The sequence below is a fragment of the Mesorhizobium sp. WSM4809 genome, from assembly GCF_055811655.1.
The window spans coordinates 1-19,819 of sequence record NZ_JBVVQW010000011.1 but is presented as its reverse complement, the minus strand read 5'-3'; the positions used below and the strand labels follow the sequence as shown (position 1 = coordinate 19,819).

Here is a 19,819-nt window from a genome sequence, read left to right as displayed (position 1 = left end):
AAGCCGGTCGCCTGAAGCCCTTCAGGCGCGACACGCTTTACGAAGCGGCGCCGACATTCCTGCGCATGCGCCGCCTGCCCGTCGTCCGTGCTTTCTTCGCCATCGCCCCGGCTATCTCGACCACGCCATTCTCGGGCGGCCTGCCATTGGTGGCCTTGTGGAGCCGCTCATAGGGCAGCAGTTCCTTGATCCGGGCATTGAGCGAGGCGATTTCTGCCTTGAGGTCCTCGCACTCCTGCCTCTGCACGTCGAACTGTATCTGTTCGGACGCCTGTTGCAGCGTCAGTTGAGAAAGGTTGGCGTTCACCTTGGAAAGACTCATCTTGTCGCCTTCGCTCTCCTGGCTCAGCGCGGACAATCTTTCATCGGCGATCTTCTTTTCGGCCAGGGCGTCGTTCAGTTCGCTCTTGAGCCTGGCGATCTCGCCTGCGGCTTCGCTGTTTTCGGTCGACACTTGCTCCAGCCGCGATTGCAGGTTCTGGATCTCCGAGCTCAACCCGCGCATTTCCGCCTGGCCGCGAGCCAGCTCGGCTTCCTTGTCACCTTCCATCATGCGGGCCGCTTCGCTCGTTTCCGACAGCTTCGCCTGTGCGGCCTCGAGCGACTTCTGGAGCCGCATCTCCTCTTTCTCGCTCTTGCCGAGCGCGGCCAGAAGCTCCGCCAGCCGCGCTGCTTCGCTGGCATGGATCGTCGACAGCTCGTCGAGCCTGTGGCGCGCCTGCGATTCCCGCTTCAGCGCCTTGTCGAGTTCGATCGAGAGGTTGACGTGCTTTTCGCGCAGCATCTTGCTTTCGCGCAAGCGCCTGTTGGCCTCGACCGTCCTGGCGGTCAGCCGCTTGGCGATGTCGCCGAACTCCGCTTCGCGTTTGGCGCTCGCATTGGCTGTCTCCACGAGTTCCAGCCTCACCGCGGCCAGTGCCGCACGAAGCGTCTCCCGGTCCTGGACCAGGCTTGTCTCGCGCTGCTGCAGCGCTTCGAAAGCGCCTTCACGCTCGCGCAATTTTCTCGTCGCATCGTGCAGCTTCTCCGACAGCGCCCTCTGTTCGGCGGCCAGGGCCGCATTGGCAACCTCCAGCTCGTTGGCGCGCAGGATGTCGCTGTGGAGGATGTTGAGGAATTCGCGCGTCAGATGGTGCGAGGTGCCGATCTCCGACAGCTTGTCGTTGATCTCCTCCAGATAGTCCCTGGCGTCATGGAAGAGACCCTCGAAGGCGCTCAATGCAGCCAGCCGGGTCTGTGTATGGGCGGTCAGCCGTGGCGCGGTTTCGGAACTGTCCGCATCGCCCGCGGCGTCGGCCTTCCCGGCATTGTCGTCATTTGCCGCGTCGGCCTGGGGTGGCCCGCCATCGGCTGCCGCCTGGGCATCCGGCACATCGTCGCTCTCTGGCGGCACCAGGTCGTCGGCATCGAGACTTGCATCCAGCGCGTCCGCCAGATCGATCTGCAGGTCCTGGATCGCTTTATCCACGTCTTCAGCACGCTTGATCAGGCCTCTGAAGTTCATCACCAAACTCCCCTTACGCATACCTCGCTTCGAACTTAACAAATTGCTAATATATCCTTACATCCGCTGCTTGCGCAGGGGAAGCCCCGTCGGCACAAAGGTAAATTTGGGACATTTGGGGGCCGAACAACCAATGCCGCAGCCGGGAAGAGCCGGATTCCTCTGACGGTGTGGAGGTCTGAAGGACGGCAAGACCGTGGCCGCTCAGAAGAGCCCGCGCGAGACCTCGAGGGCAGCGGAGAAGCTCGCCTGATCTCTTGGCAGGCGCAAGATCACTATCGCAGGGCCGGGCCGAGTGCTCTAACCCAAACGGTCTCAGCTGCTTTTCGGGACTGGTACCAACTGGATCGGAGGTCGCTCGCCGGACGCGTTGCCCAGCGCGATGGCGACCCGGTCGCGCCCATTACCCTTGGCTTCGTAGAGCGCGTGATCCGCGGCATTGGTCAATTCGGCCCAGCCCACGCCATGCTCGGGGTAGGCGGCGACCCCGAACGAGGCTGTAACGGTGCCCAGCGTTCGGCCGCGATGCGTCAAATGAAGCTTCCTGATTGCCTGGCGCAGCGCTTCCGCCCGCTCGGCACCTTCCTGGACCGAGCTTCCCGGCATGACCAGGGCAAACTCCTCGCCGCCGTAGCGCGACACGACATCGCTATCCCTGGCGTGCTCGATCAAGGTGGCGGCGACTTGCTTCAGGACAAGGTCGCCGGCTTCGTGGCCGAACGTATCGTTGAACTGCTTGAAATGGTCGACATCGAGCATGATGATCACCAGCGGCTGGCCCGAGCGCTCCATCCGGCGCAGTTCGCGGCTGCTCGTCTCCTCGAGATATCGCCGGTTGAACAGACTGGTGTTCGGGTCGCGGATCGACTGCTGCCGCAGCGTCTCGCGCAGGCGCAGATTGGCCAGGGCGAGCGCCAGCGTGTCGACGACACCACGCAGAATCTGCTGTCTTTCAGCCAGCCATTGCGGCTTCTCGGCCGCATTCGGTTCGCACAGATGAAGGATGCCCAGCGTTTCGCCTTGCGCCGCCAGAGGCATGCAGACATAGCCCTTCTTGCCGTTCTCTGTGATATGCGCGCAGCGCGGCGTGAGCATGCCGGGGCCGGCGACATGTTCCTGGCCGCGCCTGAGCGCCCAGCAGTCTTCCGGCGCGAATTGCGTGGCGCTCGAGCGGACGTCGCCCCAATGCGCCATTTCTTCCACCAGGTTGCGCGACGCGCTGGTCAGGTGGACGGTTCCGCTCAAGCCACCGAGAAACTCGGCCATGGCGGTGCCGACCACCGAGAATGCTTCCGGGAAGGTGACGCAGGCCTGCAGCAGTTCGCCAAGCTTCACCAGACGGGTCGTGGTTTCGGACTTTTCGTGCAGTTCACGGTTGAGGAGTGCCAGCTGATCGGCACGCTCGTTGACCACTCCTTCCGCGCGGCGCAGCTCGCTGATGTCGTTGAGCGTAAGGACGAGGCCGCCTTCGGATCGGCTGAGCGGACCGCAACTGGCGATGACCGGCAGGTGCGAGCCGTCGGATCTGGCCAGTCGCACTTCGCCCTGCTGCTGGCGGCCCGTGGCTAGCGCCATTTCGATGGGAGAAGCGCCGGCGGCGAACGCGCCGCCTCTGGGATCGCGAATGGTCAGCACCGAATCCCATTGCTGCCCGACGATCTTGTCGGCACGCCGCCCGATCATCGTTGCCGCCGCCGGATTGGCGCTGGCGATCCGGCCGTCCCCGTCTAGAACCGCGATGCCTTCGGCAGCCGTCTCGACGATGTCCTCGACATGCGCACGCGCCGATGCAAGCTGCTCCGCCATCGTGTTGAAGCCATCGGCCAGCTGCCCGAATTCATCGTTGCGGGCGTGGCTGATGCGCGTCATGGCATTGCCTTTCGCCAGCGCTTCCATGCCGCGCATCATGTCCCCGAGACCAGAGCTGAAACGGCGGAGCAGCTGCCATGCAAAGCCGGCCGCGACCAGCACGGCGGCCGCCGCGCTGAGGCCAACCAGCCAGAGCAAGCTGTTGGTGCTTTGTTCGGCCGCCTGCAGAACAGGGTTATATTCCAGCAGCACGGCGCCGATGATCGCACCCTCGGGATTTTCGATCGGAACGGCCAGCATGGCGTTCACTTCCTCCGGGTCGACAAATCTGCGCGGAATGCCGTCCGCCAGGGTCTGGCCGATTTCGTTGCCGGGGTCGTGATTGAATTTATCGCCGACCTGGTGCTCTTCGTCGGCGGCATGGGCGAGGATGGTCTTGTTGCTGTCAAGGACCAGGAAATCCCTGTGCAGGCGGCGGTGCTGGTGCAACAAGAATTGCTTGAGCGCCTCGGGCCGATCGAGCAGCGAAAGCGTCCCATCGGTTGATTTGAAGACGATGGTGTCGGCCAATTCCCGAGCGACATTGGTCGCTTCGGTCAACCCCAACGATTTGGTCGCCACTTTCTGCGTAAAGATCGCGACGCCGCCGACCAGCGCGATCAGGGCCGCGGCGGCCACCATGGAGAGAATGATCTGGCTCTTGATGCGCATGTCATGGCTCCGCCGAGAACGACAGCATTGCGCATGTCACATCGAGCCAGCATCTCATTCCCGGCTTTTATTACCAAATGCTTATCAACGTCCTAACGACGCCAGCCGCGGCTCCTCGCACGACGCACGGTTCCTCACCCCCCATGAAATGAGGGCGAGGAACCCAAGTCTTGCTAAGTCACCCCGCCATGGCCATCGGCACGGCGCTCTTGTTGGGGATCTGGATGTCGATTTCCAGCGTCGACATGGTCTCACCGCGGTCCATCGAGACCTGCAGATAATCCTGGTCGATCTGCACATGCTTGGCGATGACGGCCATGATCTCCTCGCGCAGGATGGAGACGAGGTCGGGCTGGCTGCGGTTGCGGCGCTCATAGGCGAGCAGCACTTGCAGCCGCTCGCGCGCCACCGGGGCGCTGGAGCGCCGCTTGAAGATATCGAGCAGGTTCATGCCGCCCTCCTTCCCAAAAGACGATCGAGGAAGCCCTTGCGCTCGAAGGGCACGATGACGGGCAATTCCTCGCCCTCCAGCCGCCTGGCGGCGTCGATATAGGCCTTGGCAGCGGAATTGAGCGGCTCCGACAGCGTCACCGGCGAACCGAGATTGGAGGCGCGCAGCACGTCCTGGCTTTCTGGAATGATGCCGAGCAGCGGCACAGACAGGATTTCCAGCACGTCGTCGATGGACAGCATTTCGCCGCGCGACGCACGCGCCGCATCGTAGCGGGTCACCAGCACATGCTTGGCGATCTGCTCGCCCTGCTCGGCCCGCAAGGTGCGCGCATCGAGCAGGCCGATGATGCGATCGGAATCGCGCACCGACGACACTTCCGGATTGGTGACGATGACCGCCTCGTCGGCAAAGCGCATGGCGAGCTGCGCGCCGCGCTCGATGCCGGCCGGGCTGTCGCAGAACACGTAGTCGAACACCGAGCGCAGCTTGTCGATGACTTCGCCGACGCCTTCCTCGGTCAGCGCATCCTTGTCGCGCGTCTGCGAGGCCGGCAACAGGAACAGCGTCTCGACCCGCTTGTCGCGGATCAGCGCCTGCGAGAGTTTCGCCTGGCCCTGGATGACGTTGACGAGGTCGAACACCACGCGCCGCTCGGCGCCCATGATCAGGTCGAGATTGCGCAGGCCGACGTCGAAGTCGACCAAGGCCACCTTCTTGCCGGTCTTGGCCACGGCCGCCCCGAGGGCCGCCGTCGAGGTCGTCTTGCCGACGCCCCCCTTGCCCGAGGTGACCACCACTACCTTGCCCATTGAAAAGCCTCCGTTGTTGTTGTTCTTGGTCGGGCAGCCCTCGGCCGCCCCAATATCGAAACGAATGTCAGCTCAGCGTCGAAACCCGCAAGGCGTCGCCGTCGAGAAACGCCTGCACCGGCTTGCCGCGCGAAACGCCTTCCATCTCCTCGGCGGTGACGTACCAGCCGTCGACCGCCAGCAGCTCCGCCTCGTTCTTGCGGCAGAAGATGCGCGCGCCCCTGTTGCCCAGCGCACCCGCCGAAGCGCGCCCGCGCAGCGTGCCGTAGACATGGATCGAGCCCGCCGCGATGATCTCCGAACCGGACGCGACCGAACCGAGCACGATGACATCGCCATGCGGATGCACGATCGCCTGGCCGGAGCGGATCGGCGCCTTGATCATCAGCGTCCCCGAAGCCTCCTGCGCAACCTGCGGCTCGCTATCGCCCGCCTTGCTTGCGTCAACCTTGCCGACGTCGGCCTTGTCCGCGCTGCCCGCATCGGCGTGCTGTTCAGGCGCCTTGCCCTCGGCCTTGTCGAAACCCTCCGCCCGCGCCTCGCGGGGCAGCAACCCATCCGTCGTCGCCTCCTTGGCGCCGACCAGCACCGGCGGCAGGTTGGGCGCGAGCGCGGCGTGGCCGTCGAGCTCGATGGCGTAGATGCGGATGCCGCGATGGCCAAGCACATCGACCAGCGATTCGATCGCGGCGACATCGGGCTTCAAGGTGTTGAGATCAAGCACCACCGGCCGCCCGGCAAAATAGCCGGGCGAGTTGCCGATCCAGTGGTCGAGCCCCTCGAGCCACACGTCCAAAGGCGCTTCGGGCGTCAGCGTGAAAGCGACGAAAGAACGCGCGCGAAAACGAATGGATTTGGCCTCGAGGGGGGCGGCAAAGGTCACGGCTGGCGAATCCTTACTGAGAGGTAAACGCTAGCGAGGGAATGGTTAACGAATGGTTAATGCGGAGAGGGGCGCAACTTGGCAGTTGCTCGAGAAATTGGGAGGTCGGCCAAAACGCCGGTTGTGGCCGCTACCCGGCTGCACGGAATGTCTTGATGGGGCCGAGAGCGGTCAGTTCGTTTTCGAACAAAACATTGACAGAAGCGGACGGTTTACACTGGATGGTCGTTCGTCGAAGTGTTCCTGGCGAAGGACCTAACGCAACTACGGGAAACCTACAAATATAGGTTTCTGGAAGTTGAGGATGCCCGTCGTCGTGCTAGAAGCTTTATGCAACTGGCTCGTTGTGCCGTTGCACCTCGGCCTAATGACAAACGCCGAGCGGTGCAAACTGCGGACCAGGGAGTGGGCATGGCGAAGCTACCGAAAAAGCCGAGGTCGTGCTTTGTCGTCGGGCCAATAGGTGAAGATGACAGTGACGACCGAATTCACGCCGACTGGCTGCTCGAAGAAATTATCCAACCTGTGTTCGACGAAGACTTTAGCGAGTACCGCGTCGAGCGGGCAGACCGCATAACAATTCCGGGTCGCATCGATGCTCAAGTCATCTCGGCGCTGCTAGATGCAGACTTGGTGATAGCCGACCTGACCACACTTAATCCTAACGCCTTTTACGAGATTGGGATTCGGCACATGACGCAGAAGCCCGTCATCCACATGCACCTAGAGGGGCAGAGGATTCCATTCGACATAGCGTCCTTCCGGTCCATCAAGTTCTCGCGCGCCCGGCCCCGGGACTTGAAGGCTGCTCGTATGGCTTTGAAGGACGCGATCGAAATGGCCGTTCGCCCTGACCATAAAGTTGACAATCCTGTGACGTTTGCGCGGGGTAAGGTGGACTTCGCCGAGGATGCGACACCCCGTGAGCGCGTGCTTCAAGAGCAGATTGATGACCTGCGGTTCCGCGTCAACAGCCTGGTGCACGAGCGCCATGAGCTTGAGGACATCAACTTAGATCGGAGAAATACGCCAGGCATTCCGAATCTGCGGTTACTCGTGAAAACCAAAAAGGAGCACGCTGGCCAGGTCGAGCGAACTGTCGATAAAGCGGTTCGTGGGCTTCTGCAGGACTATCTGATAGGGGCGCTCGATGACGGGTCAGTAAAAATTGACATGCCCAACGACACCAGGGCGAAAAATTCCCTGAATAAGCTCCTATCTCGAATTAGGGCCATGCCGTATGTCGAAGGCGTGGAGGTTGTCAAAGAATAGAAAAAGCTCCCGAAGAGGCAGGGAGTCGATTAGACGACTGCACCTAGGTGGTGCGTTTGCCTGTCCATGTTTGCGGGCGCCACCGCCAAGAGTCTTCTTCGATATTTGCCTCTTCGAGGGCATGTTCGTCTCGGTGACCGCGACCCCCTTGGCTATGAACTGGTCACCGCCCTCCGCCTTCCTCCCCGTGTTTTTCGGCCGCCGCACCCATCCTTTTTGCAAGTGACGCTATTCAAACGCTCATCCCGACGACGATCCTGCTGGATCTCTGATTGCCGTGTGCCGCGTGCTGATATGGAATGAAGGCAAAAGCCTTTTCAACAATGAGTGGGACCAGAAGGGCTGGGCCAGCGTCGACTACTGGACACAAAAATCAGAAGCTGCCGGTTGGGATGGCATTTCCTGTTATGCTGCGCAGCCGATCCTATCGGCGCTCCTTCCCGCGTTGATCCGTAAGCTCCGGTTACTCCGAGCGACGGTGCTGACAGGAAAATATTTCTGGTCGCAACAGAACGCGTCCTACCTAGCGCTCGTCTATGAAACGAGCCTACCGACCACCGACGATCAAGAGACGCTGATCGACTGGGGATACCATTTCGACCAGCGCTCAACTGTCGTGACCGGCACCGGTACCTATTTTGCGCAGCAAGCTTGCACGCCGCCGGCCAAGGCAAAGAAGAAGGGAGCGCCGCATGAACATCGACGAATATGAAAATGGCGGCCGCGCGCTCTATACCGACTTTGCAGAGGCGGCGGCGGCGATCCTCCAAGCGGCGGTCGCCGAGCACAACGACTTGCGGCTGCAGAACATCCAGCATCGCGCCAAGGAAGCGGACTCGCTGCGCGCCAAGCTCGTCAAGGCCAACGCGGCAGCCGATGCGGCAATCGGCGATATCGCCAAGGACGTCTCGGGCTGCCGTCTCATCTTCTACACCAATGGCGATGTACACCGCTTTGGGCAGAGCGGCATCCTGCGCGAGAATTTCACGGTCGATTATGATCGCTCGAAAATCCACTACCCCGACAGCAAGGAAGACGGCGCCGAGTTCTTCATCTCCGAGAACTGGCTGGTGACACTGAGCGATGCTCGCTGTGCGCTTCCCGAGTATCGTCGGTTCACCGGGTTGCGCTGCGAGATTCAGGTCCAGACGATCCTCGATCATGCGTGGGCGGAGATGGCGCACGACACGATCTATAAGCCGATGACCGATGTGGGGTTTGGGGCCGCCAAGATCGAGGCAATGCGCAAACGGCTGCGCAAGGTGATGCAGGAGTTCCTCCAGCCTGCGGGTTATGCGTTCGATAAGATCGCGAGTGACTATGCGCAATTGCGCGACGGCAAGGCGATGTTCGACAGCGATGCGCTTGGCGTGATCCGCGCCTGCGCTGATCGCAATTCCCTCGACGACGCCGTCGAGAAATTTTCGAACTATGTGCTGCCTAACTATGACGACTATATCGCGGCCGCTCCCGAGATTATCGACACGCTGTCGGATGCCGTAATCCGCACAGCGGCGATGCCTGACGTGCCAAACAAAAGCTATTTCGGCGAATATCCTGGGATCAAGAGCGGCGCGGTGATCGCCAAGATCTGCCGCATTCTCCAGAGCGGCTATCTCCTCTATGCGAGCCCCGAGCGGATGTTCGATGCGCTGATAGCGATGCGCCGGGCGGCCGCGACCGAGGACGAGCGCAAGCCGATCGACGATCTCACCCAGCATTTCGCGAAACATGATCGGCGCGCTTGGCAGCAGGTCGGACCGGGGCTCCAGCGACTGCTGGTCGACCAGATCGCAGGCCTTGAGGATGCGGCCCTCGTCGCGGCGGCGCCCAGTGCTACCATCATGCTGCGCGAGGCGCTATCGAGTACGGTGACGGGCACTAGCTGGCAGGCTGATTCCGTGACGTTGCATACCGGGTCGGTTGGGGTGACCGAAAACCTCAAGGCGATGCGGCGCGACGCACTGCACCAGCTCGAGCGCCTGCACGGTCTGCTGAGCAAGGACGCCGCGCGCGAGGACGTCCGCCACGCCATGCTCGCTGCAGGCAATACGCCGAACAACGCCGGCTATACCGACCTGCTCGGCCAGGTCATCATGGACGATCTTGCGCATGTCGTCGGGTTTTTCACTGCGGTGGTGCCCGACCTCGGCCTAGAAGCAAGGCGACAGATCGAGGTTGATCTGCATCATAAATTCTACGCGTATCACGCACTGCCGCCGGGGATGGCGGACAAACCCGAACTGGTCGCTGCCCAAGGCCGGCTGGTTGACGCGATCACGGTGTGCCGCGCAGCGCTGGAAGGCGATCCCGATTTCGACCGCTACCGGTTGCTCGTCGGGCACGACAGCGTGACCCCAATCATGTGGGCGAAGCCCGGGTTCGATTATGAAGCGGCGGCGAAGGAGCGCTCCGTCGGGATCGACGCCTTGGTGGCGAGCGTCGATACGGCGAGCGCCGACGAGTGGCTCGCGCGGCTCGAGCGGTTCGTCGAAACCCGTAGCGAGGATATGGCGACATTCCTCGGCTTGCACGAGTTCATCAAAAAGCTCGCCACAGCTCAGCCGGACATATTGCTCGACTGGATGCCGCGACTGAACGACCGACTCGCCAACTGGCTGCCCGGCATGCTGCATGGCCTGTCGGACGCGGGTCATGGTGCTGCGATCAATCCGCGGATCGAAACCTGGGTCGCCGAAGACAAGCATCTCTCGTCGATTGCCTGGTATCTCCAGTTCGCCGAGGCGTTCCGGTTCGACCTGCTCGCGACCATCGCCGCCAAAGGTCTCGCTGCGGAAGACGATCAGATCCTCCACAATGTCGCGGTGGCCGCTGCGCGGCAGTCCACCAAGCATCCGGACGAATTGTTCGACGCCATCTTCCTGCCGGCGGTCCAGTCGCTGTCGTCCCGCGGATTGTTTGGCTGGGTCGGCGGCATGTTCAACTGGGATCAGTTGGGGTTGCTCAAGGGATTGTCGGTCGAACAGGTCAAGCCGCTGCTCGCGCTTATAATCGACGTGCCCCGCCTCGGCACCAATGGCGAAGCGCTGCTGGCTGTGATTGCACACGAGCACGCCCAGGCCGTGATCGATCTAATTGGCCGGCGCTTCCTGCATGAGCGCGAAACCGGCGATTTCCGGTACGAGGACCTGCCGCATGCGCTCCACTATCTACAGGAACCGCTCGCGGCTGCGCCGGTCGAGATCGTCGCGGCGGCGCGGCGCTGGTTCGATGCCGACCCAAGCTTTTCTGAGTTTCGCGGCGGGCGCCTGATCGCACAGCTGTTCCCTAATCTCGAACATCCGCTTTACCCGCTACTCTACAGCCAGATCGAAGAGAGCCGAGAAGGCATCGACTTCGTGCTGTCGGTGCTGCGCGCATTCCAGGGCGAGAAGTTCCTGCACCCGTTGCTGCGCGCGATCGTCGGCTTCCTGCCCGCCGAAGACGAGTTGCTGCGTATTGTCGACATCGTCATCGATTCGAGCGGCGTGCTCGTTGGTGAATATGGCAGCGTCGAAGCTCAGGAGGCGCGCAAAGCACTGGTCGCCGAATGGGAGGCAGATGAGAATGAGGCGGTGCGCGCGTTTGCCACGAGCTTTGTCAAATCGGCGGACAACCAGCTCGCGATGGAACGCCGCCGCGCCGACCGCTCCATCGCGATGCGTAAGATCGCCTATGAGGAGTAGAACTGCGACAGTGGCCATCCAGCCAAGTTTTTGGCTGCCACGCCTGCGAATTCCCGTCGCCCGCGCAGAACCTACCATCACGGCGCCTCGCTTGATGGAAATGAAAGAAGGGCGGCTTTCGGGATCGACAGCGAGCACGTTCAATGACGACTTCGAGGCGCATTGCTGCCGTTGTACTTAGAGAGATTTGGGCCACGGTAGCGTGTGGTGTATCGCCATCGCAACTGTAAGAGGAAAGCGACGAACAACTCCACAACTTCCCCTCACCCCCGCTTAAAATACTGCACCTCCCGCTCATGCTTCTCCACCGCGTCCCGCGTCTCGAACGCCCCAAATTCCGCCGTTTCCGGTCTTTTCATCCTTCTTGCGCGAATAAAGCCGGTATTTTCCGCCTTTCAGGTTCCGGATCATCTCGCTCTCCTAGCTGATCAGGATTTTCGCTTGGCCTTGAGGCTGCGGGCGGCTGCTCAGATTCCTTCTTACCTTTTCAAAACGGATGCACGACCCAACGACACAGGTTATGTTGCCCCGTCTGGCCGAGGTCATCGAAGGGGGCATGACATGCAGGCAGTGCCGATAGCGCATCAAGCCGCGCAACCCGTGCGCCCCATATCCTCCCTGGCCGGCTATCCGGCCGCCATCCTGTGCTGGCTGCTTTCGGCTGGTGTCTATATCGCGGCCAAATGGGTGGCGCCTGAAATGCCGCCCTGGGGCCTCTGCTTCTGGCGGCTGACGCTTGCCTGCGCCATCCTGCTGCCGATCGTGCACCGTCATCACGGCGCGATGATCGGGCTTTTGCGAACCCGCGCCGTGGAGGTCGTCGCCGTGGGGGCGATCGGCCTGACGCTGTGCCAAGGCATGATCTACCATGGCCTCAACCACACCGACGCCACCACGGCCGGCATCATCATGGCGTTGTCGCCTGTCATGACGATGGTGCTCGCCCGTTTCGTGCTTGGCGAGCCGCTCGGGCTGTGGAAGTCGCTTGGCGCGCTGGTTGCGCTTGCCGGGATGATTTTCATCGTTGCCCACGGCAATTTGACGGCGCTGCTGCAACTCAAGGTCAACGCCGGCGAGCTGTGGATCGTCGGCAGCGCGTTCTGCTGGGGCCTCTACACCGTGCTTTTGCGCCGTGCCAAATTCGGCATCGAACTCCTGCCGATGGTCGTGCTGCTGCTCGGCGCCGGTGCGCTGGTCGCCTTGCCTTTCCATCTGTGGGAATTGTTCAACGACGAACGCTCCGCCATGAACGCCCACAGCCTTCTCGCGCTCGCCTATCTGGCAGGTCCCGGCGGCGCCTTGATGTACTATCTCTACAACAAGAGCGTGGAAACGCTGGGCGCGAGCCGGGCGAGCATGCTGCTCTACCTGCAGACGGTGTTCGTGGCCATGCTCGCCTATCTGCTGCTCGGCGAGGGCTTGCACGATTACGATCTGGTCGGTGCGGCCTTCATCGTCGCCGGCATCGTGCTTGCCACAATGGTCAAGCCCAGGCCGGCTCAACCCCGCGTGGCGTAGAAGTCTGGCGAGTGACGGCTGTGCGGCGGGTCAACAAAAAACCCGCATGGGCGGCGGGTCACTGGCGCAAATCAGCACCATAGGCAAAAATGTAGCATAGCTGCTCTCACCGGTCAAGAAAAAATTCCTATCGACACCGACACAAACTGCCTGCCCGGACACATGCATTCCCACCAAAGGCCAGCGGCGCAACTGCGGCGGAGGCAGACATTCGAACGAAAGTAAATTCAGATCCAACTTGACGGAACATTAGCTAGAGCTAATTGTTAATGGATGCGGCAGGTGGTGCCCTCCATCGCCTGCCGAAGATCGGCCGTCCGATCGGCCCGCGTCCTCCGCCAGAGGCGCGGGCTTTCGGGCCGGGTGATCGGCCAGCCCCTCGCAACGGTATTTCTGTCCTTCAGCCTCTGATCATTTCGCCAGTCCCTCATCGGGGTTTCGCCGCCTCTTGGCCTTGAGGCTGCGGGCGGCCTGCTCGATTGCCGCGCGGTCATTGCCCAGGCGGTCGAGCAGTTCCTGCGCCTCGTCGCCCGATATGCCGGTGCGCACCGCCAGCGCCTCAACCTCCAGCACGTCGGAGCTGGCTATCTCGCCGGTTTCGGGCAGTGCGTCATCCGCCGTCAGCGGCAGGGCCGACTCGCGGTCGATCTCGGCCTCGGCCTGGTGCCAGTGCCGCTCAGGGTCGCCTTGCATGCGGCCTTCCCGTTCCCAGATGTGGTAGGCGCGCTCACGAATTCTGTCGTCCCGGTCGTCGCTCATGGTCAGTCCTCCTTGGGTTCAGGGTTGAACGCCGCGCCAATGCGGACGCTCCGGAAAATCCGCGCGATCGGATCGTGCGGCGCGCGGGGCTACTGGCATTGCCGCCTCGGCCCGCCGGAATAGGGCTGGTAGGAGTTGTCTTCCGGGCGGTAGGAGCGGTAGCGGCTGAAGCAGTAATCGACATGGTCGGCCGAAAGTGCTTCGCCGCCATCGCCGGCAACGTAGACGCCCAGGCCGGCGCCGTTTTCGTCGCCATCGCCGGCAACCGGCGGGACAGGCTGACCGGCGGCTTGGAGATAGGGCGAGACGCAGCGACGCAGCTGCCCGCTGTAGGAGAGGTAGCTGTTGTCGTCCGGATGGTAGGAGCGATAGCGGCTGGCGCACCAGGCGAGATGCGAAGGCGGCAGGTCGGTCGTCGTGGGCGCGATGGCGCCGGTGACCGTCGGGTCCGGCGGTGTTTCCTGCGGTTTGGCGGGGATGTCGGGCGGCGCGGACTGTTTGGCCGGCAGGCGTTCGAGCCCCTGCCCGGCCTTGTTCACCGGCCGCGCTTTTTTGGTCCACAGCTCCGCCACGCTGACGGTGGCCGTCGCCTGGCGCGGCGGCTTTGCGGCAAGCAGCCAGGCCGCAAAACCCAGTCCGCTGCCGAAGACCGCAAGGGTCAGCACGAAGCCGCAGACCAGTCCCAAAACCGCTTTCACGACACGCTCCTTAAGTCCCTGCTCATAGAATGCGGGGCCTCAAGGCTGGTTCCAGAAAAACGCTGGGCGCACGCCTCTCGCGTTGCCGCCGAGCGCGCCCGGCAAGCGCCGCCAAGGGAGGCTCAAAGGAGCGCCCAGACACACTCCAGAAACAATATTCAACAGTTCGGAAAAACTGCCGAAAAGATCGGATGGCATAAGCATCCCACAACAACTGGAAAAATGGCCGTGCCGGGCGATGCCCGGCCTGGACGGGAAAGCATGGAAATGGATCACGGTGTCGATATCGCCGAACTGGACGCGGAACGATCGGGGCTGGAAAGCGGCCTGGCAAGTGTCGACGCGCCGGTAAGAACGGCCCCCGCGACAGCCAGGCGCGGGCAGATCCTGACGGGCGCCGACTTTGCCCGGCAAGGCCTGCCCGGCGAGCGGCTCGACACCGTCTTCGAACAGCTCGCCGACATGTTTGCAGCGCTGCCGGCGGTGATCTCGGACGGGCGTGTCTGGACCTATCGGGAACTGGACAGCCGGGCCAACCAGTTCGCCCGCCTGCTGGTCAAGCGCGGCGTGCGGCCGGGCGACCGCGTCGGCCTCATTCTCGACCGCTCGGCGGAGACCTATGTCGCGCTGCTCGCCTTGATGAAGGCGGGCGCTGCCTTCGTGCCGCTGGCCACCGCGTTTCCCGAGGAGCGGATGGCGCTCATCATCGAGGACGCCGGCGTCAGCCTGATCGTCACCATCGCCGCCTATGCGTCGCGGGCCGGCCAGCTGCCGGTTCCGCATCTGCTGATCGACAGCACTGCCGCCGAAATCTCCAGACAGTCCGACGCGCCGCTGAAGCCGCATGCGAAGGCCGCTTCATCGGAGGACACCTGCTACATCCTCTACACCTCGGGCACCACGGGCAAGCCCAAGGGCGTGGTCATCAAGCACCAGAGTTTCGTCAACTTCATCCGCGTCGCCGCCGCCTCCTACGGCTACCGGCCGGGCGACCGCGTCTACCAGGGCATGACCATTGCCTTCGACTTTTCCTCCGAGGAGATCTGGGTGCCGTTCGTCGCCGGCGCGACGGTGGTGCCGGCACCGGGCCAGATGCCGCTGGTGGGCGAGGAACTGGCCGATTTCCTGCGGCTCCACGACATCACCTGCATCGCCTGCAGCCCGACGCTGCTGTCGTCGATGACGTCGGATGTGCCCAGCCTGCGCACGCTGCTGGTCGGCGGCGAAGCCTGCCCGCACAATCTGGTGGTGCGCTGGTCGAAGCCGGGCCGACAGATCCTCAACACCTATGGCCCGACCGAGGCGACCGTCACCGCCACAATGGGCGCGCTGACGCCGGACAGCCCCGTCACCATCGGTGCGCCGCTGCCGACCTACTCGATCGTCATCCTCGACGCATCGCTGCCGCAGCTTGCCGAGCCCGGCGAACTGGGCGAGATCGGCATCGCCGGCATCGGGCTCGCGGTCGGCTATCTCAACAGGCCTGAGCTGACCGAACAGAAATTCATCGCCGATTTCGTCGGCCTGCCAAACAATCCGTCCAGGCGCATCTACCGCACGGGCGACCTTGGCCGCATCAACGACCAAAGCGAGATCGAGTATGCCGGCCGCATCGACACCCAGGTCAAGATCCGCGGCTACCGCATCGAGCTCGGCGAGATCGAGGCGGTGCTGCTCGACCAGCCTGAAATCGCCCAGGCCGCCGTCACCACCTGGGAGATCGAGCCCGGCCGCGTCGAACTCGTCGCCTATTTCGCAGCGAAGGCCGGCCAACCGTCGATCTCGCGCGCCGACCTCGCCACGACGATGAAACGGCGGCTGCCCGACTACATGGTGCCCTCCTATCTGGAGGAACTGCCTGTTATCCCGATGACGGTCTCCAACAAGGTGGATTTGCGCCAGCTGCCGAAGCCGACAAGCGTGCGGCTTTCGGGCGATCGCGCCATGGTCGCGCCCGGCAATGACGACGAGCGTTTCATGGCCGACGCGCTGGCCGCGGTGCTGAAATTCGAAGAAGTGTCCGTCGAGGACAATTTCTTCGACGATCTCGGCGCCAACTCGCTGCTGATGGCGCATTTCTGCGCGCGCCTGCGCACCAGGAAGCAATGGGCGACGGCGTCGATGCGCGACATCTATCTCCATCCGACCGTGGCGCGGCTGGCGCTGCATCTCGGCGTGGCGGACGAGATGACGACGGCCACCAACGAGCCCGTCCTCACCCGCCGGGCCTCGAATTTCGCCTACTGGACCTGCGGCGCCGCACAGCTGCTGTTCTACGCGCTCTACAGCTATGGCGCCCTGTGGGCGGTCAATGACGGCCTCAACTGGATGTATGACGCGCTCGACGATCCGCTGCAGCTCTACATCAGGTGCGTGGCGCTTTCTGCCGCCGTGTTCTTCGGCATGTCGGGCTTTGCCGTCATCGCCAAATGGGTGCTGGTCGGCCGCTGGAAGGCGGAGGCGTTTCCCATCTGGGGCGTGCGTTACTTCCGCTTCTGGGTGGTCAAGACATTGATCCGCACCGCCCCCGTCGTGCTGTTCCGCGGCAGCCCGCTCTACAGCATCTACCTGCAGCTTCTGGGCACCAAGCTCGGCAAGAACGCCGTCATCGAATCGAAATCCGTGCCCGTCTGCACGGATCTCATCTCGATCGGCGCCAACACCATCCTGCGCAAGGAATCCATGATCCTCGGCTTCCGGGCGCAGTCCGGTTATATCCACACCGGGCCGCTGACCATCGGCCGCGATGCCTTTGTCGGCGTCGGCTCGACGCTCGACATCGACACCAGGATCGGCGACGGCGCCCAGCTCGGCCATTCGTCCTCGCTGCATCGCGGCCAAAGCATCCCCGACGGCGAACGCTGGCATGGCTCGCCGGCCGTGCCGACCACGGCCGACTATTGCAAGGTGCGCAATGTCGATCCGTCCAACATCAGGCGCTTCCTGTTCGAAGCGGTGCAGCTGATCGGGCTGTTTGCCATCGTCACTCCCTTGCCGCTCTTGTTCCACAGCTATTGGGAAAATGTCGGCGACGACTACCAGGAAACCATCGGCGTCGTCGCGATCGGCACCACGGTCACGCTTTTCGGCTACATCGCCGTGGCCTTCCTGGCGGCGACGCTGGTGCCGCGCCTGACAAACCTGATCCTGAAGCCAGGCCGCACCTACACGCTTTACGGCTTTCGCTACTGGCTGCAGACGGTCGCCGAATTCTCGAGCAACTCCCGCGTGCTAGGTCTCCTGTTCGGCGACAGCTCGGCCATCGTGCACTATATCAGGGCCATCGGCTGGAACCTCAACAGAGTGGTGCAGACCGGCTCCAATTTCGGCTCCAACCAGCAGCACGAAAACCCGCTTCTGTGCGAGATCGGCACCGAGACCATGGTGTCGGACGGGCTGTTCATGATCAACATGCACAAATCCGCCTCCGCCTTCCGGCTCGAGCCGACGAGGATCGGCGAGCGCAACTATCTCGGCAACAACATCTACTATCCGCCGGACGGGCGCACCGGCGACAACGTCCTGCTCGGCACCAAGGTGATGATCCCCATCGACGGGCCGCTGCGCGAGAATGTCGGGCTTCTGGGTTCCCCTGCCTTTGAAATCCCGCGCATGGTGAACCGCGACAAGGAACTCATCGCGGGCGTCGACGAAGACGACCGGCGCCGGCGCATCCCGCACAAGAACCGCCACAATCTGGTGACGATCCTGCTGTTCGTGGCAACGCAATGGATCATGCTGTTCGCCACGCTGGCGATCTGGGACCGGGCGCTGAACTACTATACCGAATGGGCTGAAGTCGCGCTGTTCGTCGCCGTGCTCCTGACTTCGGCGATCACCATTCCGTTCTACATCTTCGTGGAACGGGCAAGCCTTGGTTTCGGCCGGCTGAAGCCGCAAATGACGACCATCTACGACGTCGCGTTCTGGCGCCATGAACGCCACTGGAAGCTGGCGGATTCGCCGATCGTGCGGCTGTTCGCCGGCACGCCGTTCCGGCCGATGATCCTGCGCATGCTGGGCGTCAAGGTTGGCAAACGGGTCTATGACGGCGGCAGCAACCTCACCGAACGCTCGCTGGTGGAGATCGGCGACGACGCCACCCTCAACGAGGGCTGCGTCATCCAGGCCCATTCGCTGGAGGAAGGCGCCTTCAAGTCCGACTTCATCCGCATCGGCAAGGGCTGCACGCTCGGACCTTCAGCCTTTGTCCACTACGGCGTCGTGATGGGCGAAGGCTCGGTGGTCGATGTCGACTCCTTCGTCATGAAGGGCGAAGAGCTGGAGCCCAACTCCATATGGCGTGGCAACCCGGCCAAGCTGCACCGCTTCGTCGAGCCGATCACCGACGATGGCTCCAAGGCATCGGCCCGGGCATCGGCTTGAAAAAGGGCATCGGCTTGAACACCGGAGACATCCGTCTCGTTGCCGTGACCGAGGCCAACCGTGCCCTGGTCACGGCCCTGGAACTCGCCCCGAAGCAGAGGGATTTCGTCGCCGGCAATGCGGCGTCGCTGGAAGAAGCCGAAACCGACGCAGACGCGCGGCCACGCGTCGTCATGGCCGGGACCCGTGTCGTCGGTTTCCTCATGTACGAGGCGCCCGAGGATGACGACGAGGCGCGCATCTACCGCTTCATGATCGACCGCGCTTCTCAAGGCAAAGGCTACGGCAAGGCCGCGCTGCGCGAAGTGCTGGGCGAAATCCAGGGGCTCGGCCACATCAGCCACGTTTCGATCTGCTACGAACTGGAGAATGATGCGGCGCGAAACCTCTATCGCAGCGCCGGTTTCGTCGAAGAAGGGCTCGACGAGGACGGAGAGATGATCGCCGATCTCGCTTTGCCGGCACGGACGCACGAGCCGTGACGCGGCTGCCCGGGGAGATCGCCTTGGCCGAAGCGATGACCGCCATCGCACCCAAGAGTATCCGGGTCGGATGCCGGCTTATACGCGATGGCGACGACGGCCATCTGCTGCCCGGGGAAGCGAACTCCATCGCCGCGCGTCAACCGGCCATGCGGCGCGCCAGCGGCGCGGCCCGGTGGATCGCGCACGGACTGCTGGCGGAGCTTGGCGCCGGCGACGTCGCCATCCTGCGCGCGCCAACGGGCGCGCCGGTCTGGCCCGACGGGATAACCGGTTCGCTCGCTCACGACGACGACATGGCGGTGGCGGCGATTGCACCGATTGGCGATATCGCCTCGCTCGGCATCGACGTCGAGCCCGCGCAGCCTCTCCCGGATGATATTTTGGCGCTCGTGACAACGCCCGCGGACCGCACGGACGCAGCCGACCGGCATCTTGCCGGCCGCATTCTCTTTGCCGCCAAGGAAGCCGTCTACAAGGCCGTCTATCCGCTCGATCGCGAGGTGCTTGGTTATGAGGACATCACCGTCGACCTGAACGCAGGCCAGGCGACGACGAAGACAGGCCGCAAGGCCAGCCTCGCCTACTGCGTTGCCCCGCGCGTGGTGGTGCTGGCGTTTGTCGATGGAGATGGGGTTTGGGGTCTGCGCGATTATTCTGCTGCGCTACGGCGTCATGAGTTCCTAGCCGAACGCGGCAATCGTTGACGTTGGCGCTGCCCCTCACTGTCCTGCCGGACATCTCTCCCCGTATAGTGACGGGGAGAGAGGGGCCGGTGTCCGAACCGGATAGATAGGTAACAGAATGGACTGATTAGATGGGTGACAGTTTTCTTGTCCGCCGGGAGG

The 19,819-nt window shown here is 63.0% G+C and carries 14 protein-coding genes; 7 read left to right on the top strand and 7 right to left on the bottom strand.

Going from position 1 to position 19,819, the window contains the following annotated elements; translation table 11 throughout:
- Positions 1 to 37: 37 nt before the first annotated feature.
- The 5 genes from AC0L24_RS23515 to minC all read right to left on the bottom strand — a co-directional run bounded on the left by AC0L24_RS23515 (position 38) and on the right by minC (position 6,170).
- Positions 38 to 1,504 (bottom strand): coiled-coil domain-containing protein, encoded by a 1,467-nt coding sequence (locus AC0L24_RS23515; protein ID WP_128289003.1) that lies wholly within the window; start codon positions 1,502 to 1,504, stop codon positions 38 to 40.
- 315 nt (positions 1,505 to 1,819) lie between these two features.
- The gene (locus tag AC0L24_RS23510; RefSeq protein ID WP_292703778.1) at positions 1,820 to 4,024 is read right to left on the bottom strand and encodes a sensor domain-containing diguanylate cyclase; all 2,205 of its coding nucleotides are present in this window, start codon (positions 4,022 to 4,024) and stop codon (positions 1,820 to 1,822) included.
- Between the two features lie 178 nt (positions 4,025 to 4,202).
- Positions 4,203 to 4,475, bottom strand: a complete 273-nt coding sequence (gene minE / locus AC0L24_RS23505; protein ID WP_023813379.1) for a cell division topological specificity factor MinE — start codon at positions 4,473 to 4,475, stop codon at positions 4,203 to 4,205.
- Positions 4,472 to 5,287 (bottom strand): septum site-determining protein MinD, encoded by an 816-nt coding sequence (minD, locus tag AC0L24_RS23500; protein ID WP_013530671.1) that lies wholly within the window; start codon positions 5,285 to 5,287, stop codon positions 4,472 to 4,474. The genes minE and minD overlap by 4 nt, the downstream gene beginning before the upstream one ends.
- Before the next feature lie 67 nt (positions 5,288 to 5,354).
- Positions 5,355 to 6,170, bottom strand: coding sequence for a septum site-determining protein MinC (minC, locus tag AC0L24_RS23495; RefSeq protein WP_292703774.1), 816 nt, complete (start codon positions 6,168 to 6,170; stop codon positions 5,355 to 5,357).
- A gap of 411 nt (positions 6,171 to 6,581) precedes the next feature.
- Here minC and AC0L24_RS23490 point away from each other — a divergent pair, with 411 nt between their 5' ends.
- From AC0L24_RS23490 to AC0L24_RS23475, 4 genes are all read left to right on the top strand, one after another.
- Positions 6,582 to 7,442, top strand: a complete 861-nt coding sequence (locus AC0L24_RS23490; RefSeq protein WP_292703772.1) for a hypothetical protein — start codon at positions 6,582 to 6,584, stop codon at positions 7,440 to 7,442.
- A 277-nt stretch (positions 7,443 to 7,719) separates the two neighbouring features.
- Complete coding sequence (locus AC0L24_RS23485) at positions 7,720 to 8,154, top strand: hypothetical protein (RefSeq protein ID WP_292703770.1); 435 nt, start codon at positions 7,720 to 7,722, stop codon at positions 8,152 to 8,154.
- The gene (locus AC0L24_RS23480; protein ID WP_292703768.1) at positions 8,135 to 11,128 is read left to right on the top strand and encodes a nucleotidyltransferase family protein; all 2,994 of its coding nucleotides are present in this window, start codon (positions 8,135 to 8,137) and stop codon (positions 11,126 to 11,128) included. The genes AC0L24_RS23485 and AC0L24_RS23480 overlap by 20 nt, the downstream gene beginning before the upstream one ends.
- Positions 11,129 to 11,689: 561 nt before the next feature.
- The gene (locus AC0L24_RS23475; protein WP_292703765.1) at positions 11,690 to 12,646 is read left to right on the top strand and encodes a DMT family transporter; all 957 of its coding nucleotides are present in this window, start codon (positions 11,690 to 11,692) and stop codon (positions 12,644 to 12,646) included.
- 411 nt (positions 12,647 to 13,057) lie between these two features.
- Here the strand turns inward: AC0L24_RS23475 and AC0L24_RS23470 are convergent, their stop codons facing one another.
- Together AC0L24_RS23470 and AC0L24_RS23465 are read right to left on the bottom strand one after the other, a co-directional pair.
- A complete protein-coding gene (locus AC0L24_RS23470) occupies positions 13,058 to 13,405 on the bottom strand; it encodes a DUF2934 domain-containing protein (RefSeq protein ID WP_292703762.1) in 348 nt (115 codons plus the stop codon).
- Positions 13,406 to 13,494: 89 nt separating this feature from the next.
- On the bottom strand, positions 13,495 to 14,103 hold the full coding sequence (locus AC0L24_RS23465) for a BA14K family protein (RefSeq protein ID WP_292703760.1): 609 nt from the start codon (positions 14,101 to 14,103) through the stop codon (positions 13,495 to 13,497).
- A 261-nt stretch (positions 14,104 to 14,364) separates the two neighbouring features.
- On the opposite strand from AC0L24_RS23465, the gene AC0L24_RS23460 reads away from it, so the two are divergent.
- The 3 genes from AC0L24_RS23460 to AC0L24_RS23450 are packed head-to-tail and all read left to right on the top strand — an operon-like array spanning position 14,365 to position 19,678.
- Complete coding sequence (locus AC0L24_RS23460) at positions 14,365 to 18,489, top strand: Pls/PosA family non-ribosomal peptide synthetase (RefSeq protein WP_473564181.1); 4,125 nt, start codon at positions 14,365 to 14,367, stop codon at positions 18,487 to 18,489.
- A gap of 14 nt (positions 18,490 to 18,503) precedes the next feature.
- Positions 18,504 to 18,971 (top strand): GNAT family N-acetyltransferase, encoded by a 468-nt coding sequence (locus AC0L24_RS23455; protein WP_245481699.1) that lies wholly within the window; start codon positions 18,504 to 18,506, stop codon positions 18,969 to 18,971.
- Positions 18,968 to 19,678, top strand: coding sequence for a 4'-phosphopantetheinyl transferase family protein (locus tag AC0L24_RS23450; RefSeq protein ID WP_473564180.1), 711 nt, complete (start codon positions 18,968 to 18,970; stop codon positions 19,676 to 19,678). Before AC0L24_RS23455 ends, AC0L24_RS23450 begins: the two co-directional genes overlap by 4 nt.
- Positions 19,679 to 19,819: the final 141 nt, after the last annotated feature.